Annotated in this window: 18 protein-coding genes; 10 read left to right on the top strand and 8 right to left on the bottom strand. The window is 45.6% G+C overall.

The window, feature by feature from the left end; genetic code table 11:
- Positions 1-700 precede the first annotated feature (700 nt).
- Positions 701-1,141 (bottom strand): hypothetical protein, encoded by a 441-nt coding sequence (locus tag IEY24_RS13550; protein ID WP_188932884.1) that lies wholly within the window; start codon positions 1,139-1,141, stop codon positions 701-703.
- A 773-nt stretch (positions 1,142-1,914) separates the two neighbouring features.
- Here IEY24_RS13550 and IEY24_RS13555 point away from each other — a divergent pair.
- Genes IEY24_RS13555 through IEY24_RS13565 form a run of 3 tightly spaced genes read left to right on the top strand, consistent with a single transcriptional unit; the run spans position 1,915 to position 3,943 of the window.
- A complete protein-coding gene (locus tag IEY24_RS13555; protein WP_188932885.1) occupies positions 1,915-2,574 on the top strand; it encodes a plasmid mobilization protein in 660 nt (219 codons plus the stop codon).
- A complete protein-coding gene (locus IEY24_RS13560) occupies positions 2,571-3,416 on the top strand; it encodes a relaxase/mobilization nuclease domain-containing protein (protein WP_188932886.1) in 846 nt (281 codons plus the stop codon). The genes IEY24_RS13555 and IEY24_RS13560 overlap by 4 nt, the downstream gene beginning before the upstream one ends.
- Positions 3,417-3,472: 56 nt before the next feature.
- On the top strand, positions 3,473-3,943 hold the full coding sequence (locus IEY24_RS13565; protein WP_188932887.1) for a hypothetical protein: 471 nt from the start codon (positions 3,473-3,475) through the stop codon (positions 3,941-3,943).
- Between the two features lie 166 nt (positions 3,944-4,109).
- Here the strand turns inward: IEY24_RS13565 and IEY24_RS13570 are convergent, their stop codons facing one another.
- Positions 4,110-5,201, bottom strand: a complete 1,092-nt coding sequence (locus IEY24_RS13570; protein ID WP_188932888.1) for a hypothetical protein — start codon at positions 5,199-5,201, stop codon at positions 4,110-4,112.
- Positions 5,202-5,204: 3 nt separating this feature from the next.
- On the bottom strand, positions 5,205-5,996 hold the full coding sequence (locus tag IEY24_RS13575; RefSeq protein ID WP_188932889.1) for an RNA polymerase sigma factor: 792 nt from the start codon (positions 5,994-5,996) through the stop codon (positions 5,205-5,207).
- A gap of 137 nt (positions 5,997-6,133) precedes the next feature.
- Between IEY24_RS13575 and IEY24_RS13580 the strand changes: the two genes are divergently transcribed.
- A complete protein-coding gene (locus IEY24_RS13580; RefSeq protein ID WP_188932890.1) occupies positions 6,134-6,364 on the top strand; it encodes a helix-turn-helix domain-containing protein in 231 nt (76 codons plus the stop codon).
- Positions 6,365-6,435: 71 nt separating this feature from the next.
- Here IEY24_RS13580 and IEY24_RS13585 read toward each other — a convergent pair whose 3' ends face one another.
- On the bottom strand, positions 6,436-6,876 hold the full coding sequence (locus tag IEY24_RS13585; protein WP_188932892.1) for a hypothetical protein: 441 nt from the start codon (positions 6,874-6,876) through the stop codon (positions 6,436-6,438).
- 605 nt (positions 6,877-7,481) lie between these two features.
- Between IEY24_RS13585 and IEY24_RS13590 the strand changes: the two genes are divergently transcribed.
- Both IEY24_RS13590 and IEY24_RS13595 read left to right on the top strand, forming a co-directional pair.
- Positions 7,482-7,994, top strand: coding sequence for an antirestriction protein ArdA (locus IEY24_RS13590; RefSeq protein WP_438821072.1), 513 nt, complete (start codon positions 7,482-7,484; stop codon positions 7,992-7,994).
- A 587-nt stretch (positions 7,995-8,581) separates the two neighbouring features.
- Positions 8,582-8,908: a hypothetical protein gene (locus IEY24_RS13595; RefSeq protein WP_188932895.1), complete on the top strand. Its 327-nt coding sequence runs from the start codon at positions 8,582-8,584 to the stop codon at positions 8,906-8,908.
- 77 nt (positions 8,909-8,985) lie between these two features.
- On the opposite strand, the gene IEY24_RS13600 is transcribed toward IEY24_RS13595, so the two are convergent.
- Together IEY24_RS13600 and IEY24_RS13605 are read right to left on the bottom strand one after the other, a co-directional pair.
- Entirely contained in the window at positions 8,986-10,104 is a 1,119-nt protein-coding gene (locus IEY24_RS13600) for an OmpA family protein (RefSeq protein WP_188932897.1), read from the bottom strand.
- Between the two features lie 453 nt (positions 10,105-10,557).
- On the bottom strand, positions 10,558-10,779 hold the full coding sequence (locus IEY24_RS13605) for a hypothetical protein (protein WP_188932899.1): 222 nt from the start codon (positions 10,777-10,779) through the stop codon (positions 10,558-10,560).
- Between the two features lie 13 nt (positions 10,780-10,792).
- Between IEY24_RS13605 and IEY24_RS13610 the strand changes: the two genes are divergently transcribed.
- Positions 10,793-11,221: a hypothetical protein gene (locus IEY24_RS13610; protein ID WP_188932901.1), complete on the top strand. Its 429-nt coding sequence runs from the start codon at positions 10,793-10,795 to the stop codon at positions 11,219-11,221.
- Positions 11,222-11,577: 356 nt separating this feature from the next.
- Positions 11,578-12,273 (top strand): cytidylyltransferase domain-containing protein, encoded by a 696-nt coding sequence (locus tag IEY24_RS13615; protein WP_188932903.1) that lies wholly within the window; start codon positions 11,578-11,580, stop codon positions 12,271-12,273.
- A gap of 210 nt (positions 12,274-12,483) precedes the next feature.
- On the opposite strand, the gene IEY24_RS13620 is transcribed toward IEY24_RS13615, so the two are convergent.
- Both IEY24_RS13620 and IEY24_RS13625 read right to left on the bottom strand, forming a co-directional pair.
- Complete coding sequence (locus tag IEY24_RS13620; protein ID WP_188932906.1) at positions 12,484-15,534, bottom strand: sensor histidine kinase; 3,051 nt, start codon at positions 15,532-15,534, stop codon at positions 12,484-12,486.
- A 47-nt stretch (positions 15,535-15,581) separates the two neighbouring features.
- A complete protein-coding gene (locus IEY24_RS13625; protein ID WP_188932908.1) occupies positions 15,582-16,214 on the bottom strand; it encodes a response regulator transcription factor in 633 nt (210 codons plus the stop codon).
- 339 nt (positions 16,215-16,553) lie between these two features.
- Between IEY24_RS13625 and IEY24_RS13630 the strand changes: the two genes are divergently transcribed.
- Positions 16,554-16,943, top strand: a complete 390-nt coding sequence (locus IEY24_RS13630) for a response regulator (protein WP_188932910.1) — start codon at positions 16,554-16,556, stop codon at positions 16,941-16,943.
- 84 nt (positions 16,944-17,027) lie between these two features.
- A complete protein-coding gene (locus tag IEY24_RS13635; protein ID WP_188932911.1) occupies positions 17,028-17,471 on the top strand; it encodes a response regulator in 444 nt (147 codons plus the stop codon).
- The last annotated feature ends 35 nt before the right edge of the window (positions 17,472-17,506 follow it).

Consider the following 17,506-nt stretch of genomic DNA (forward strand, 5'->3'; position numbering starts at 1 on the left):
TGCAGTACCGGTGCTTTGTGTATAGAAGTATTGATGTTGGGTGCTGAAGAACTTTTGCAAAAAAATAGAAATAGTTTGAATTTGTTAAAATCGGTGACATATTTTTGAAAAAAATATGCTGGATCGCTATTTGTCTGATTTGCAACGTGTTGTATTTTGCTCATGCTTGTGTGACCACTCAAATCTAACGAGAAGAGCCTAAAACGTAGTGACTACATTGGGCTGAGCACGGTACTGCGGGTGTCACTCTAGTACGATCTAGGTTAATGATGAGGATGTTTGTTATTGTCAAACGACGCGGGGCTAGTTGATAGGCGAAAAGGTGTCGAATAACTAAGGTTCGTAACGAATGCAGATAGACCCGTTAATACAGTTCTTACCCGTATTCTTGTTAAGTGGTGTTTGTGTGTAAATTGATGAATTTTTGTCAGCCTAACATTGTAATCTTAAATTTAATTCGGTCCATTAAGGCGACATCCCTTTTGTTTTTTTCCAATATCGATCAATAAGTTGAGTGGGGCTTCTTCCGTCACCGATTTCTAAATACAGATCTATTTCTTCAATCACATCTACTTTTCTTTGAAGAGATAAAATACAGTAGAGGACGCAATCCACATGTCTTGGCCAAATCTAGGCGTTTTCTTAAAATTAATTTTTTAGAAGTCGCCCAACATTGATATTGTATCGTCGAGCGATGCTATCACGGCCGTGTTAATTTTATTGTAGTCGGAATGTTGTTGCCTATGTTATCATAATCGACAATTATTTTGACAGTCAACGTATCGTCGTTTATTTGTCCGGTAGCATCGTATGACACAGTTTGCCCATTAGCCAAGATACGAGAAGATTTCACTTTGACAAATCTGTCTTCCGAAACTCTTGCACTATCGAGGACATACCTGTCAGCGTAGTCGTCAAAGTCTCCTTGCACTGATTCAAATTTTTGGGCAACCTCGATTCGTAGAAGATTATTTGAGATTCTTTTAAAATCATAGGTAGACGAAACGATCTCGTGACTGCTTTTTTGAATGTCTGTTTTCCAAGTGCCTACAAACTCTTGAGTTAAGTCTGGGTCAGCTTCGTTTTTTGAGCACGATATTAGAGACAATAAGGCAAATGCAGTGGCAAGTTTGGTTTTCATGTTGAGATGATAGTTACTGTGAATCAATTTATTATCGAGTAAATGAATATCGATTCTTACCAATTTCTGGTGATTAGAAGCGCTAACACGGCTGCTAAGCTACTGAATTTCTTCGTAGTGCCGATGAGACGTTTTATTACATGAATAGATTGCTGTGTCCGACCATTGCTTTTTAGGCGGCATAGCATGTGTCTTCCTGCCTATAACTAGTGTAGGCATCCATGTCGTTAGAAGATTGATATTTGAGTGTTTAGCGCTTGATCGTTTCCCAGTGGCGGCAAGTTTTCATATCGCCAAAACTCAAACTTAGGCTTCCTATCCGGCCGCGGCTTGGTTCCCCTGATGCTGAAAACCGTACTTTGCCTTTTTTTGCCAGCTGGTCCAATCGACTCGATGACCTGAAAAAGCCCAGGCAGAAACTGCGTCTTGCGGTCTTTCAGCCAGATGTAGGCAAAGATGTAGAGCACTACCTCTATGATTCCCAGGGGAAGCGCGTGCTGGTGCCGCTTGGCAGCAAGTAAAGGCCGTCTGTATTGCAATTTTTCGAACGGAAGCGCACAACTTCTGCTGCTTTCGAATACTTTCAAACAATCTCGATTTTCTTAAGACGATTGCAAACACTTGCAAACGGTTACGAACATGGGCTGTGGTTTTCTCCCTAGCCAGCTATCGCCGGTACGTCGCAAAATGCGACTCCCCGGCGGGCTGGCCATGGGAAAACCCCTGGACCCCTGCTATTCGCCTATCGGCTCATAGCTAAACCAATTAGAGAGATGAAAAATCAAATCAAAAAAGGTAGGCCGCCCAAGGAAAAGGGCGCTGCCAAACGGGAGCATTTTTCGGTCTGGGTAAGCTCAGATCAGAAAAACCAGATCAATCAGCTCATCGAGAAAAGCGGGCTTTCTGCCAGCCAGTTCTTTCTGACGTTGGCGCTGGATGTCCCTTTTAAAAGACCCCAGAAAAGAACGCTGCCAAAGGTCACTGCCGAAACAATCCGGATTCTCGAGCAGCTGGCCGGAATACTATCGCTCGCTATTTTAAAGACCAAAGACCATCAGATGCTCTCAGCGCAGTGGCAACAAAGCAGCCAGCGGGTACGGCTGCTTGCAGACCTTATCACGCGCTGGGTTTTTGAAAGCTTTGAGATCCGCAGCTTTCAAAAGACGATTACTGAAATCGGTGCATGGATTCAGTCCCTGCCCGATTATCTGGGCCAGGTACTGGGCGCGGAAGAAAGCAAAGAGCAAATCCTTCGGGAAGCCTGGGGAATGGCCCGGTCGGCGCGCGAGCTGCTTTCAAAATACGAAAGCTACTACGCAGGGCCCTTCCAGGATCTTGCGTCTACCTGGAAAACCGAGGCGGCAGATATCGCCTCTGTCCACTACGAGATTGAAAACGCCATCAAAGAATTGATTCGGCAAACCAGCAAATGATCGGAAAAGCAGGACTGGGCAGCTACGCCAAAGGAATTTTGGAGTACTGCTATTATCAGAAAAATCAGCAAACCACGGTAAGCGAGCAAAGTAAGCAGCAAAGCGTCAGAGGGGAGCTGGTTTATATTCAGAACCTTGCCCTTAAAACAGGGCCGGATGGGACGCTGGATCTGGACTATCTTGCCCGGCAGTACACAGACAACCACTCTAAAAACAAGAAGCTGACCAAATACGTCTGGCATCAATCGTTCAGCTTTTCGCCCGGCGAAAAGCCCGGCAACGACAAGATCATGCGGATCTGCAGAGAATTTGCCAAGGAGTTTGGCTTCGAGCAGAACCAGATGGTTGTCTTTAAACACGAGGATTCAGCCAATGAGCACTTTCATATTATCGCCAACCGCATCAATTATAACGGAAAGAATACGGCCGATCATTTTAAAAACTATGCACGGACCGGAAAGTTCTGCCGCAGGATGGAAAATGAGCTTAGTCTTGTGCCTACGCGCGACATGCGGATCAACCGCGCGCTGGGCCAGCAGATTCATTTAGCGGACAAGGCGAATTTGAAGCTTAAATCCCTGATTGATCATTTGATGCCCCAGATCTCTTCAATCCAGGAGTTGAAAGAGCATTTACTTCGGCACGGATACAAAACCTATGTGGGGCGGGGCATTGCATTTTTTCATATGCACAGCAAAATAAAGATAAAGGGTTCTGATATCGGCAGGGATTACTCGCTGGGCCTGCTGGAAAACCGGATTGGTTTTAACGCGACGACAACCCAGAATCCGGAGCTTAAAAAGAGGAAAAGGAAGCGAAAAGGCTTAGGGCTTCATTTGTAAATGATAGGCTAAACCAAACCGTTGCCTTATTTTAGCCTAAAATAACCCATAACACCATGAAGCTAAAAGCAATTAAGTTCTTTTCCCCAGAGGAAAATCTACCTAAGACCCAGCAGGCCAAGGCTGCGCCGCTGCCAGCTGGCTACATTTCTAATTCCGGCAAGCTAGTTTTCCCGGCTGTCGCATTACGAGATCTGGGAATTGACCCTGAGTCTACAAATTTCAAAATCGGTACCCAGGATGGAAAGCGAAAAATCAAATCCTTATATCTTGTTCCGGCTGCAAGTTCGGATCAAACCTTTTCCTTTGAGAAAAGTGGCAGGGGCCATGTAATTCCGTTGGCTGTCATATTGAAAAGGGGAGGCCTCAATTTCGAGGGTGAAAAACTGATCTTCAAGATCTCTACTTTTGATTTTGACAAGGCTACCAAAGGCTATGAGCTGACCATTGAAAGCGAAACGCCAAAACCGGAGTACACCGGAAAACCGCGTGGCAGAAAGCCTAAGGCTGCGGTTGACGGCGAATAAAACATAATTAAAAAATGCAGGTAACCGGTTCCGGTTACCTGCTTGATTCGGGTCACATTTGCTTTACTGATCAAATTAAGCTAACCCAGTTGTATGTGCCCCTAGGCACTTAATGAAACCGCTGGTGGTTTCATCCTGCGGCTGTACAAGCAGCCTCTGTGAAAATTCATTCGATCAGCACGGCGATGCCCATCTTTTCTGCTTTGCGCTCTATCTTTTGTTTAAGGCCGTAATATCCCCAGTTCCGAAAAAGGAAAGGATCTTCTTTGGCCTGCTGCTCCTTCTCTGTCTGGTCTACAAGCAGCAAAGTTGCTGCCTTGTTTTTCAGGCATATATCGATTAACCTCTTACTGTATACGTGCTGCTTGTGGGAGACATACCGCTTCTCTGATTGCATCAGATTATCGATGCTCGATTTTCTGAGTCGCTTTCGGCTATTTTGGTTCATGAAAGCCATTGCTTTCTTTTTGCGCCGGATGGCGGCCTGGATAGCAAGTCTCTTATAGAGATACTCGTCCTTGTTTCCGATCGTATAACGTTTGTTGCCGACTGAAACGATGATTGGATAATCCAGTGACAAACTCGCCTCGGCGATAACATCCTGATCAAGCTGTTGTTCAGCTGGTTCAGTCTGAAAAACAGCAAGCATAAAAATCTTTCCTTTGTCTAGCGCCAGCGAGCTGCTGCAAAGCTTAACCTGGCCAACAGCTAAGCGTTGGAGCATTTCCCGCTTGTCATGGCCTGTTTTTCCCAGGTATGTCCTGAACGGGATATCGAATAGGGAGAAATGAAATACCGCTGTATCCCTACTACTTCTAAGCTTTTTTATATCCGTCCCTTTAAACGGGATCGGGATTTCTTTTCGGAAATTAGGCATTGCGCTTTCACCGCTAGCCAGTGCTTTACTCATCTTGTTGAAACTGGCGACCAGATTGCCATTCAAAGTGCTCATGACGTGCATCGGGATACTGCCTTTATAGTTTTGAGCAAGTACCTGGTAGCTGGTATTCATTCTGGATGTCGAGAGCATCCCATACTCGTCTTTTTTAATATCAGACAGCCTTGCCCTTACGCCTTCGGTCAGATAGAGCATTTCCCTGAGCTGCTGTTGTACGTAGTGATGGGTGTAGATCTGGTTGGCTGCTTTGAAACAGATGTAGCGCCACTGGTAGAGCGTATCCAGAATCTTGTTTTTCTGATCGATGTCATCCGAATCAATCAGAAGACGGATTTTCCGGGTGGTGAAAAGCTTTTCCATGATCTAACGCCCATTTTGTTTCCGGTGATTTTTAATAAGCTGATATGCTTTGATATAATGCTGCTGTACTTGGGTTTGCGGGTAGCCCAGCATTGAGGCGATATCGGCGAAAGATTTCTTCTGATCTTGCCTGAGCTCGAACACCGCAGCCTGCTCGCCACTCAGAATATGATCGTAGGAATAGGGACGCTTTGCTTGCCTTATAGGCACAGTCGCGCGGGGTGCAACAATCCTTTTAAGCTCCTCTACGGCTTTTTGGATTTCGCTGGTGACGTGCAGCGTACTGGCTCCTATTCTTTGTGCTACCTCGCGCGGACTGTGCCCATCTTGGAAATGTAGGCTTGCGATCAACTGGCGTTGTTTGGGCAGAAAAGAGATCGCTCTGGCGATTTCTTCCCATCTTTTCCCTTCGCTGTTCTCCCTGAAATAACCTTCCACATCTGGGTTCTCCCCCAGGAAGGATTCCAAGTGGTCTATTTCAGTTATTTTCCGGTATATCTGATATGCTGGCTTTTGGACCTGTTTCAAGAGTTGCCAACGGAGATTGAGGCGAATAAACCGGTATGCATGAGGGAGGCTTTCAATCTTTTCGCGGTGTGTCCAGGCCTTCAGGTAACATTCGTGGAGAATGCAGCTTACCAGAAACTCGTCATTGACCAGCCCTCTGCCAATGTGGAAAAGGCTAGAAAATGACTTCTGGTAGAAACCTGTAAATGCTCGTTCATCACCGTCCTTAAACCGGTCGAACATATCGACTTTTCCACCAGAATTGGTATGCAGATTTAGAATTCCCATATCATACATTATAGACTTAGTAATACATCACCTCATCATCTATTTAGGCGTCTGAAATTGTGGAAGCAGACACGTTGAATCATTTGCTTAGCTATAACTAAGCACAAAAATAGCAATGTTTTTGGTTCTTGCAACCCATGCCCGAAAAAACAGATTTCGAAATTGCGGTGATAAATCAAGTGAGGAAAGTCCGAAAAGCTAAGGGCTATACTCAGGACGATCTCGCTATGTTTCTAAATCTGACCAGGGGATTTATTGGACAAATCGAAAGCCCCAAATTTCCGAGTAAGTACAATATTGAACATATTGGAATACTAGCCCGTGAAATGAACTGTTCTCCCAAAGACTTAATGCCTGAAGAAGCATAGCAAAGGGTACAGATGCCCCCAAGATAGCACAGAAAGCCTCTGAGCTCCGCGAAACAACGTAGTATGGTCTACTATTCGGATATGTCAATTAAATAAATGACCAAGGAGCCGTCTGAAAGGTTAGTTACCTGTAACTCGGTCATCTTATCCCTCCAAAACGACACGCCGTCTTTTACCTGTGGGGCGCCGAATAAAGATCGATAGTCGTCAATTTTTGATTGCCTACTGATTCCGGAGTCGTATAAAAATTCAAATCTCTCAATTTTGCCTTCCCTGGAAACATGAATGAGTATACTGTTCGCATCTCCATAGCCTTTACCCGGCAGTTTGTATCCATCTCCTACCGGTTCAAGGATAGCTAAATGTTTCTCAATTTTATCTCCGAGTAAGAGTCGGTAGTTATTCCCGATATCGATATACCTGAAAATATCTCCCTTCGCTTTGTTTAGCACCGGCGCACATGAAAGCATTCCCAGGAGCATAAAGCTGATTACAAAGGCGTAATTTCTCACCGATATTAATGGCTGAAAGATATTTATCATTAGCTGGAATCCATATTGTCCTGTGATACTAGAACTAGGCTAAGCTTTAAAGCTTTACTCAGACCGAGCAAATATGGCTGATTCTATTTGCAAGATAACGCAGGTTACCCATATTCAAAGTCCATGAATGAACTATCAAGATTTAGTCTACGGTCAAGCCAACGTTGATGAGCCGGTTTTGGTTGAGCCGATGAGTATCGCTGCCATGTGCTGGCTCAAGGGTATTTTGTAGCACGGGATTTCGAGCTTTTTTTCAAATCATTGATTTACAGGTACTTTATTTGACTTTAAATTGACTTCACGGGAGGGAGGCGGGGCTAAGTCGCTGGCCCCGCAAAGGACATCAGCTAGATCGTGATCAGTGCAAACGAAAGTTACAAAGCAAAAAATGACGGTTGCAAGCCTGCACTCCGTCATCCGGCTTTTTAGCTGATCGCTCGGCAGCCAGCCGCACCTTAAACCGCCGGATGGGCTTGCGACCAAGGGGACGAGCCCCGTCATTTTTTCATTGATTGGAAGGCAGCGATTGCCCTGAGCACAAAGCCGGGCCTTAGCTACCCAAATGCCCTTCAATCATGAGAAATCTCGAAAATGCTCCAAGAATCTATGCAGGAACCTATGGCCAGTACAACAATGGATCGCTGTTCGGTAAATGGTTTGACCTAACAGACTACTCAGATCTAAAAGATTTCCTACAAGATTGCCACGAGTTTCATCGTAATGAATTCGATCCGGAGCTTATGTTCCAAGACTGGGAAAACATCCCGGATTTTTTGATATCGGAATGCAGCCTTCACAAAGAAGCGTTCGCCTACTTTGAGGCCACATGTGATATGGACGATGAGACTGCCGAAGCATTTGAGATTTACTGCAAACAGATTAACTATTGGCCATCCAACGGGTACGAATTGGACGACCAAGTTGAAAGTTTTCGGGAATGCTATCGGGGATTCTTCGGCGGCTCAATGAAGGACGCTACACTTGAATACCCCTGCCAATACGTCGAAGAGACGGACTGCTTTCAGGCGTGCCGTCCACGCTGGAAAAATATTTCGACTATGAAGCCTTCGCCAACGACCTGTTTTTAGAGGGATACAGCGAATATGAAGGTCATGTTTTCGTAGACTACTAATGATTTCTTTGATGGAGTAACTATCTGTTTATCTTACTCCATCGATTTTGAGACACAAACGATTACAGATGAGTAGTTGGTAGTTTTCTGTTTGCGATTTGAAAACAGAAAACTACTTTGAGGTATGATGGATATTCCTCTCCAAAGTGGTTCAGGAACGCGGGCTTACTTTCGCAGAAGTATCTAGTATTTAATAACATAACGGTATGAGATCACAGGGCATGGTGAATGGATCGGACGCCACCTGGAATTCTCAGATCAAAGGCGGGGCGCTTACATTATTGGATCACTTTCGGAATTTATAACCCTGACAACGATTTAAAACTTGCACAAAAAATTGTAACTTCGAACAATCAATTGCCAATCAAAAATCTGGGTGAGCAATTCGGGAGCAGGCAAAAACAAGCTTCACAAACAACTCATTATAAGCGAGTTACAAGAGAGTTCGAATCTCTTCCTCTCTGCAAAATGCCTCTGCTGGTAACAGCAGGGGCGTTTTTCGTTTTCGGGACAATTAGCGGGACAAATTTATTTTCCGAGCTGATGAAAGATCACACACACCCTCCCTTCAAATTGGCGGTTCTCCGCGACCGCAAAGGCGACCTAACAAAAGAATGGTATGTTGAATTTTATACGATGGACGACTGCAAGGGCGAGCTTGTTCGGAAACGAATCGTAATTTCCCCGCACTTCCGGGACAAGCGGAGCCGGACGGAAACCGGATCGTGGCCCTTGCAAATGACCTCATATCAAAACAGCTTTCATCTGACCATATTCTCCGAAGCGAAGTTTGCGACGGAGGGAAGGCATGAGAAAACCGACCGCGCTGACCATCAGCGAAGGTCGGAAGAAGGCAGATATGATCATTAAAAAGAAGGTTATTTTCAGCTTGGAAGTCAGCGGTGTTGGTGATGAGATCCATTGGCGACTGGATTGTATACAAACGCTTACAACTCTACAACTCTCATTTCAACACGTCGATTCTTCTTCCGATTTTCTTCACTACTATTTTCGGCTATCGGCTTCCTCCCTCCCATCGAACGACAATAAATTCTATGAGCACTAATCTTGTTGCCGACTAAGTAACCTTTGATAGCATTCACTCTGTCACCAGATAGACGAAAGTTCTTTACAGGATCTCCAACATTATCGGTGTGACCTATAAGCTCGACTTTTGCTGAAGGATGTTCAATTAGGAACCGTAGAACTTTCTCCAATTCAGGTTCGCTGTCCGGCAAAAGAACTGCACTGCTCTGCTCAAAATGTAGCAATAATTGCAATGTATCGCCGGCTTTGAGCTCAGTGGCGCCTACGGGAGACATTTGTTTGGCGCGCTTTTTAAGACTTGGGATTATGAGGATTTGCTTTGACATATGTGCTTTATCGACTTTCACAACTTCATTGAAAGATTCATAACCAAGCCCGTAAACGGTTATCTGTACAGTTTCCCCGGTAGTTGTTTCGAAAATGTAGTGGCCCCCTACACGTTTCAACGGCATACGCATTCTTCCTTTTGAAACCGAAATATTCAAGTCGGAATTGATTGGTTGCAAAGTGTTTTTGTCCAACACCCGAAGCGTGAGGAACGCATTTTTCCCCTTTTTGGGGGCTTCAACAGGTTTGGCTAATGATATCTGGAACGTTCCACCTGAATATCTTGCAGGAACATAGGCGTTAAATTGATATGCTTGTTGACTATTCCACGTACCATAGATAATCATCTTATTAGCATCCACTACAAGTCGTCCCCTCAATCGCTTCAAATACCAATCTAGGTTACCCACCTCTTTCAATACTTTTCTTTCGTTTATAAGAATTTCGCCATTTATCCTAGAACCAGTAAATTCTTGAACGATGAAGTTGTTCTTTACGATAGTTTTAATCTCTCCTGAAATCGCGTTACCATTTTGCAGCATCTTAATCTGAATTAAAATATTTCCATACCTACTTCCAGTCTGGGTTATCTGTCCGGACCACTCACCTGATAAACTTTGGCATACACCAGGAAAATAGATGCAGAGACAAATACCTGAAATGCAGTAAAAGTCTTTCAAAAGTTTATTCACGGTAGAAAATTTTGTATTTAAAACAACCAAGGCATGAGAATTTGATGGAATATGGACAAATTCCTTTTCTACTTTTGACCAAATTAAGCAACTCGCCAGTATTTCTAGGCCATCTTTTATTCGAAACCAAAAATATCATTGGGACAAAATCACTTCTACAATGTATTTCGCGGTAGTTATCCGAGAGTCGATCACCAGGTGCTCTAAATTATTCCCGCAATTTCCAACGGCTAGGTGCCCGATTGTGTCCAAGAAATATCCACTACACCAAACAGCAGCATGGATACTAGAATCTCCATCGTATGCCTTATATCATTTTTAGCAATATCGCTATCCGCCTGCGAGAACGGGCAACCCTATCAAGGTGTGATTTGTACGGAGGAATTTCGGTCCACGACACTTTACGTGCCGGGAACCCCGTTAACAGAATCGTTCACAATTCGGTTGTCAAATTCAGATACGATTCGCATTAAAGGAAATGCCGATTTCCGCCAGGGATACTACGTCGTCCTGGATGACAACTACCAGGCCAAGCTGGAAAATCAACAAGATAATTTTCGGTTTATTGGCAAACGCGGCCGTGAAGTGGTCGTCCGGGAGGACTATATTTTCAAAGCTGATCAATGCCATATAACCCAGGTTAGCGGCAAGAACAAGCTTTAATGTACTTTTCAACCAGATCGCAAATATGATCGCCCGATTCACCTTGATGTCTGTGATTGTATGTTTCTTTAACTTTCAGTGTAAGGATCCTGATAAACAGGCGGGTCCATGCGATTGCCATAATAAAACAGCTAAAAAAGAAATGAAAAACATAGAGGCTGTTGTGGTTTATCGTATCGGCAACCAACCTGCTGGTGGTAACCAAGGTCCTGATCAATATATATTAAGTACTGAACCAAAGGATTTTGACGGAGCATCATACAGTATTGGTGAGAATTTATTAGCTCCTTGCCAGGAGTCAATGTCTGTACCAGTTGATTTCCGGAAACCGGGTTTAAGGGTCATGGTGTCTTATAAGCGTAAGGAATGTTACGGTGCCCTAACCTCACCAGACATGCACGGAGCCTATGGCTACTATATCGATTTGACTGCGATTCGGGTGAAAACTCCATAGATAAAGCCCTTTCAACAGTGGCCCTCTATTGGCGAAAAGGATACGGACTAAGTGCACGAACGTGCTGGCGGCTATATTTTAGGCATCTCCAACAACAGAAAAAGCCGCCATTATAGAGGCTGAAATTCCCACCGCCTTGAGCTTGATCCCTTTAGGCATTATCGGCAATTCACGGCTTGAAGGAGCAGTTTTCCAGAAATGTAGTCATCGGCGCCTGAATTTCGAACATTACATACCGGTAACGCTTTCGAAGATTTTTGAAGCTACAACGGACGGCCCGTTCTTTTATCTAACTTGTCGGCAATAGTGCAAAGCGATTTGTACATTAGCCCTGAAAACCAACAACTATTTGAACGATGAGCAATTACTCGTTAACGGCGCTCCTTTCAATTCCGCAGGACGCGGGCTATTTTTTTCCAAACCGACACTTCGAATACATCTCCGGCAAGCCTCTCTACAACTTGATGATCGATAAACTCGAAGCATTTCCCCAGATTGGTAAAATCATTATCAACACCGATTCCAAAGGGATCAGGAATTACTACGACCGCTCTGGCAAGATAAAAGTGATCAATGCCTACCAGGCAAGCCTGGACGAGATAGAGTTGGAGCTCACTTCCGACAAGGTAACCGCTGCATTGCTCGACCATACCGAAGGCGATCATTTCCTTCAACTCGGGCCGATTTTCCCGTTTCTGAAACATCAGACCATCGAATACCTAATCGAAACCTACGACAAGTATGTGGTCAATCCCGAAGGCCAAAGCTATGATTCCGCTTTTACCATCAGAACGTTGAACCGCAGATATTACGACAGCGACACGGATTTCATACGCGAAGACCGGCCCAATACGTTTGTCGAAGACGGTATATTACATGCATTTAACCGCACAGGATTCCGTAGCGCCGGGAAACGAAAGGTAGGTCAAAAGCCGTTTCCGTGCGGCGTCGACGAGATCGAAAACCTGGCGATCGATTCCGAGGAAAATTACCGGATAGCTGTTTTTATCGACGAAAACCGTTATCGCTTTCCTCGTGTTTTCGGCAGGTGACTCACGTTTTGTCTCCTGTCTAGGAAACCGACATGACACCTACCTTCTTTTGTGCATCAACCTCTGCCGGCAACCTTAATAATTACAGCATCATCACGATCTTTGAATATCCCAGTCTGAAAGTCATGATTCCCGGCAACAATGAATTCACATCACGGGCCTCGCTAATGCTACGAGAGGCCTTCCGAACCCATTAGGAACACCTTGGTCTTATTTCTCGACTGTATGAAAGGCCAGTATGATCGTTGTGCAGTGCTCCTCCTGCACAATCACCTTGATGCTGATGCCCAGCAACACACACAAATCCTTGACGATCACCAGGCCCATCCCTTTCTGATCGGGACGTTGGGAGGCGCGAAGCCAGTCTTCGTAGGACCGGTAATCCCTGTTTAGCCAGTTGGCCTGATCCTGCGGTATCCCACCGCCGTCATCTGCGACTATGATACGCGTTTGCCCGTTTTCAATATCCGCGGACACCGTTATTTCCGACTGACTTGCCTTCAATGCGTTGTCGATCAGGTTGTGTACAATGATGGAAACCAGGTTGCGGTCGCTATGGATGGTAAGATCCGGATCGATTGTGTTCCTGATAGTTATGCCCCTGAATGTTGCGATCGCGGCAAAGAGCCCTGAAATATTACCGACCAGCTCCGAGACGGGGAAAATACTCGTTTCGGTCCGCGATGATGCGGTTTTACTTTGCAGTTTGATATAGTCCAGAAAGTTTTTGGTAAGCGCACCAAGCCTTTCGGACGTGTTGAGGGATTCCTCGCTCATACGGGTAATGAGTGGATCGGTTGCGCTTTGTTTATGCAGGTAGGCATTAATTTGTTTGAGTGAATAACCGATATAATGCAAAGGCGTCTGAATATCGTGGTTCACAGCGGCGATGATCTGGCTGATGACCCGGTAGTGGCGTATCAGGTTAGCCTCACGTTCTTTCCTGACAAGACTTTCTGTCCTCAATCTCACAGAAATAAAGAACAGCCCCGCCATGGCCGCAACCAGCAGCGACTGAAACCACCAGGTTTCGTACCAGGCACGCGGAATATGGAGTTTTATCGTCTTATAAGTGTAATCATTAGCCCCGAACCCGCTAACCTTGCGAATTTTCAACACGTAGTTACCATACGGGATCTTCAATATGGGAATTATAAAATCCGGATTGACCGGCGTCCATTTCTCGGTGCGCCCTTGCCCGGATAGTGAATAGTACATTTGAATGTTCCGGCTGTTGCCCATATAAGGCGTGGCAATCGTCAGGCGTAACTGCTCGAAGTCGCGGGAGATTTCCAAGCTGTCCCGTACAGGCAGTTCTTTTCCATCTTCAAGAATTGCATTGATAAAAATACCTTTATCGGGAAGTACAGGAGTAATTGTTTCCGGCTTGTACCAAACCAGCCCGTCCATCGAAGGAAGTGAGACGGTTCCATCAGCCAGTGTAAGGGCACAGGGCTTGCAGCCGCCGTTGAACTCATTGGTTTCAAACCCGCTTTGCTTGTCGTAATACAAGTAAAATACCTGATTCCGGTTGTCAGTTGCGTAATCCAGTAGCCTCTTTTTAGCAACCTGAAAAAGACCGCGATTGGTAGTAATCCAGAAAAAACCATTCTTGTCTTCAATGATGCAATGGGAGGTCGCCAAAAACCGGTCTTTGTCAAGTGGGAACCGAACAAGTTTGTTTTTATTAAGAAGGTAAAAACCATTACCATAGGTCGTGATCCAGGTACCTTCCGGGGTTGTATAAAAGCTGCGGATGGCGACGTTTTCAAGTGGTATGACGAGTTGGGAAATACCTGTGCGGATGTCGAGCCTGTAAATACCCGTCAACGTGCCCAGCAACATGGTGTTGGCATTTTTCATGTCAATGATCATCACCCCTTTTGAAGCCAGCGTGAACTTCCGTCGCGGCGTATATTTACCCTGCGACTCTTCGAGAATATATAAAACATCGCTATCGCAGCCGATCCACAATTTGCCGGTTGGGTCGACGTAAAGTGAACTCGCCGAATCGGGCATTTTTACATGAGCGAGGATTTTTTGTCCGGTCTGGTCGAGTTTGTACAAATTTGATCCGATGCCAAACCAGAACGAACTATCCCGGTTCTGGGCCATGGCGAATTTGTAGCCGAACTTCTCCATAAACGGGGAGACTTTTTTTGCAGTGACATGCGAGTCGTCAGGTTTGGCGCTAAATAAGTATCCTTGTGCCGTTAACACCGCTCTGTTTCGGGCGGGCAGCTGCGCATAATAGACATTGTCGGCATTATCGGAAGGTAATTTGTGTGTTTGAAAAATCTCCCTCTTAAGTAAGAACAGTCCTTTTGTTATACTTCCAAGAAAAAGGAAACGATTGCTTTCGTCAAAATAGATCGCGGCTATGCTAAGGTTATCAAAATCGAAATCGCTCAAAATCAGCCTCGTTTCAAGGTTTCCATTTCCGGTTGGATTGAGCAGGTACAGGCTGTTATTCAGGTAAAGAAATGCCTGCCGGGAGATATTGTTCCAGAACAGCCGGGAATGGTTTGCGCTGGTACGGTAATGGGGGTTCGAAGTGATGTCCCCGGTGATGACAGCTTCGCGGGTAATCCGCTCGATCACTTTGAAATTGCCGCTGCTATCGATTCCGTATGGCTTGTTCCCGATCAAAATAAGGTGCCGTAACGATGCATGCGTGGTAAAGACATGTTTGCCAAGTTGAAAATACGCGACCTGGCCGTTTTGCCAGATATAATGTGTTTGATCGTCCACCGCCAGAAAGTGGTGTTTCGCGAACGGATCAGGAAGGGGTGGAACGGGAATGCTGGCGACTATGGTGTTGGGCCCGTTGTCCCCGCGCGCAAGTGGGTTGTGATCTAGATAATCCCGGTAAAAGGTTGTATCGACGGACACCAGGCCGTTCGCAAGCACACCAACATAATCGTTCCTTTCGGACAGCGCATAAAATTCATGTTGCCCGTGCCCACTGACGACGGACGGAATGAACCCACGGAGACGGTTTGTAGAAATAGGGATTACGGATCTGTCAAATGTCACAAAACGATGGCCGTCGAATCGGACCACGCCAGCTTCGGTAGTCAGCCAGATAAACCCGTTTTTGTCTTGGGCGATGGCTTTGACGCTATTTTGGGGAAGGCCATTCTCGTCGGTAAAATGCTGTAACCAGTATCCCGCCGGAGCCTGTTGCTGACTTATCGCGCGTTCAGTGGTCAATAGCCCGGTTAAACACGCCAGAATAAGGTGGAACAGCAGAGCTCTCATGGTCAGGCTTAAAACATTTAAATCGGGAAGCTATTTGCGAACGGCAACTAACCATTCAGTTCGAAATAGGTTGTCAACTGGATTACATTCTCTACGCCGAGCTTTTCGAATATCTTGGATTTATAAATGCTGACCGATGAAGGCGAAAGATTTAACTGCTCGCCGATAGACTTGGCCGGTACGCCCTTTACCAGGAGCTGCGCTACTTCGAGCTCTCTCTCCGAAAGCTTGTCGGTAGCCGATTCTTCCGAGCCTTTTGCGTTGAATAGCTGTCGGAATGCGTTTTGCATAACTTCCGCGCTCGCATAGGTTTGCCCGCTCAGCACCTTATCGACCGCCTGGGTGAAGTCGTCATTGATGGCAGTTTTGGAAATATAGCCGTTTGCGCCTGCTTTCAGGAACGGTAACGCATATAGCTGCTCGTCGTAGCTGGAACAGACCAGTATGGGTATATCAGGCTGTTTTAACCTGACCGAATGCACCATCCCCACCTTATCGCCGCCCGGGAGGTTGATGTCCATGATCAGCAGGTCAAACTTTTGCTTTTCGAGCATTGCTATTGTTTTCCGAAAGTCTGTGGTGCTGGTGATGACCGCGTCCGGCTTATGATCCATCAACAGAAACTGAATTCCCGCTAAAACTAACGGATGATCCTCAGCGATGATAATCTGAATGCTCATTATGATGGAGTCTGAAAAAAGTGCCGGGGAGGTATTCCTGACATTAATATAGAAAAATCATTCATAGTACTACTTCTATCTAGCATTAAATTTCTTTAATAAGTTATTCAATTTCTTAAATCAACGATTCAATTTATTGTAATGCCGGGTCCGCCTATACGAAATACATTTGTTCATGCCGAATCCGTGATACATACCATGGATTCCGGCAAGTGGACCATGCGAAGGGGACTGCGAAGATAAATTTCATGACGTTGAGTGGATCAATCACCTCCCGGCGCTGTCGGGAGAAATGATTTAAACGCAACCCCTCCCATCTAAAAATTAACTACCGAAATTATGAACGTAGCACTCATTGACAGGCACCCGATCTTCCGTACAGGCATCCGCGTGATGTTAAATAGTCAGCTTAACAACATCAATACCCTCGAAACCGGCTCAATGAATAGCCTTGCCAAGGTCAACAAGCTGGGGGACATCGACATCGTGATCATCGGACTGTCCGAAGAGCAACCCGAAATAGACAAGGCCGTCCTAAAAAGGGTGATGCGAAAAAATCCCCTTGCATCATTCATCGTGTGTGCCGCAATACCATGCTATGAGTCGGTGGGATCGCTGATGCGCATGGGGGTGAAGGGTTACCTCAATAAAAATAGTAGTCCTGACGATCTGATGACGTGCGTAAATGCGGTTATCGCGGGGGAGCCATTTGTTTGTCATCAGGTTTAGGAGGGAGTTTTGCAGATGAAAAAAGTACTTCTACGGGCATTAAACTTATTCAGGCCACAGACCAATTTGTTCAATCAACAAGACATGAACGTAGCACTCGTCGACGAGCATCCGGTATTTCGAACTGGCATCCGCGGTATGCTCAAAAGCCAGTTCGAAAAACTCGGTACCCTGGAAGCCGGGTGTATGGAAGATCTGGAAAAGATTATTCAGCTAGACATTTTTGATGTTATCATCATCGGTCTGTCTGAGGAGCATCCCGAGATAGATTATGCCCTCTTGAAAAGGGTTATGAAAAAAAATCCGCTCACCTCGTTCATCGTCTACGCCAGCGCGCCGGACCATAAACTGGCACGCTCTCTGGTTCGCATGGGCGTGAGAGGGATACTTACGAAACACGCCTGCGCCGACGAACTTGTGACCTGTGTACGTTCGGTGCTCTCAGGCAATCCCTACCTCAGTCCCGAGATGCTTGCAGGGATTCATAAGAAAGCAAAACGCACTGTTAACGAAGCTAACCCGACGTAGGTTGAAACTGGTCATAGATATGAGTTGGACAGTTA

Origin of the sequence: Dyadobacter endophyticus, from assembly GCF_014641595.1 — a bacterium.
Classification (GTDB): Bacteria; Bacteroidota; Bacteroidia; order Cytophagales; family Spirosomataceae; genus Dyadobacter; species Dyadobacter endophyticus.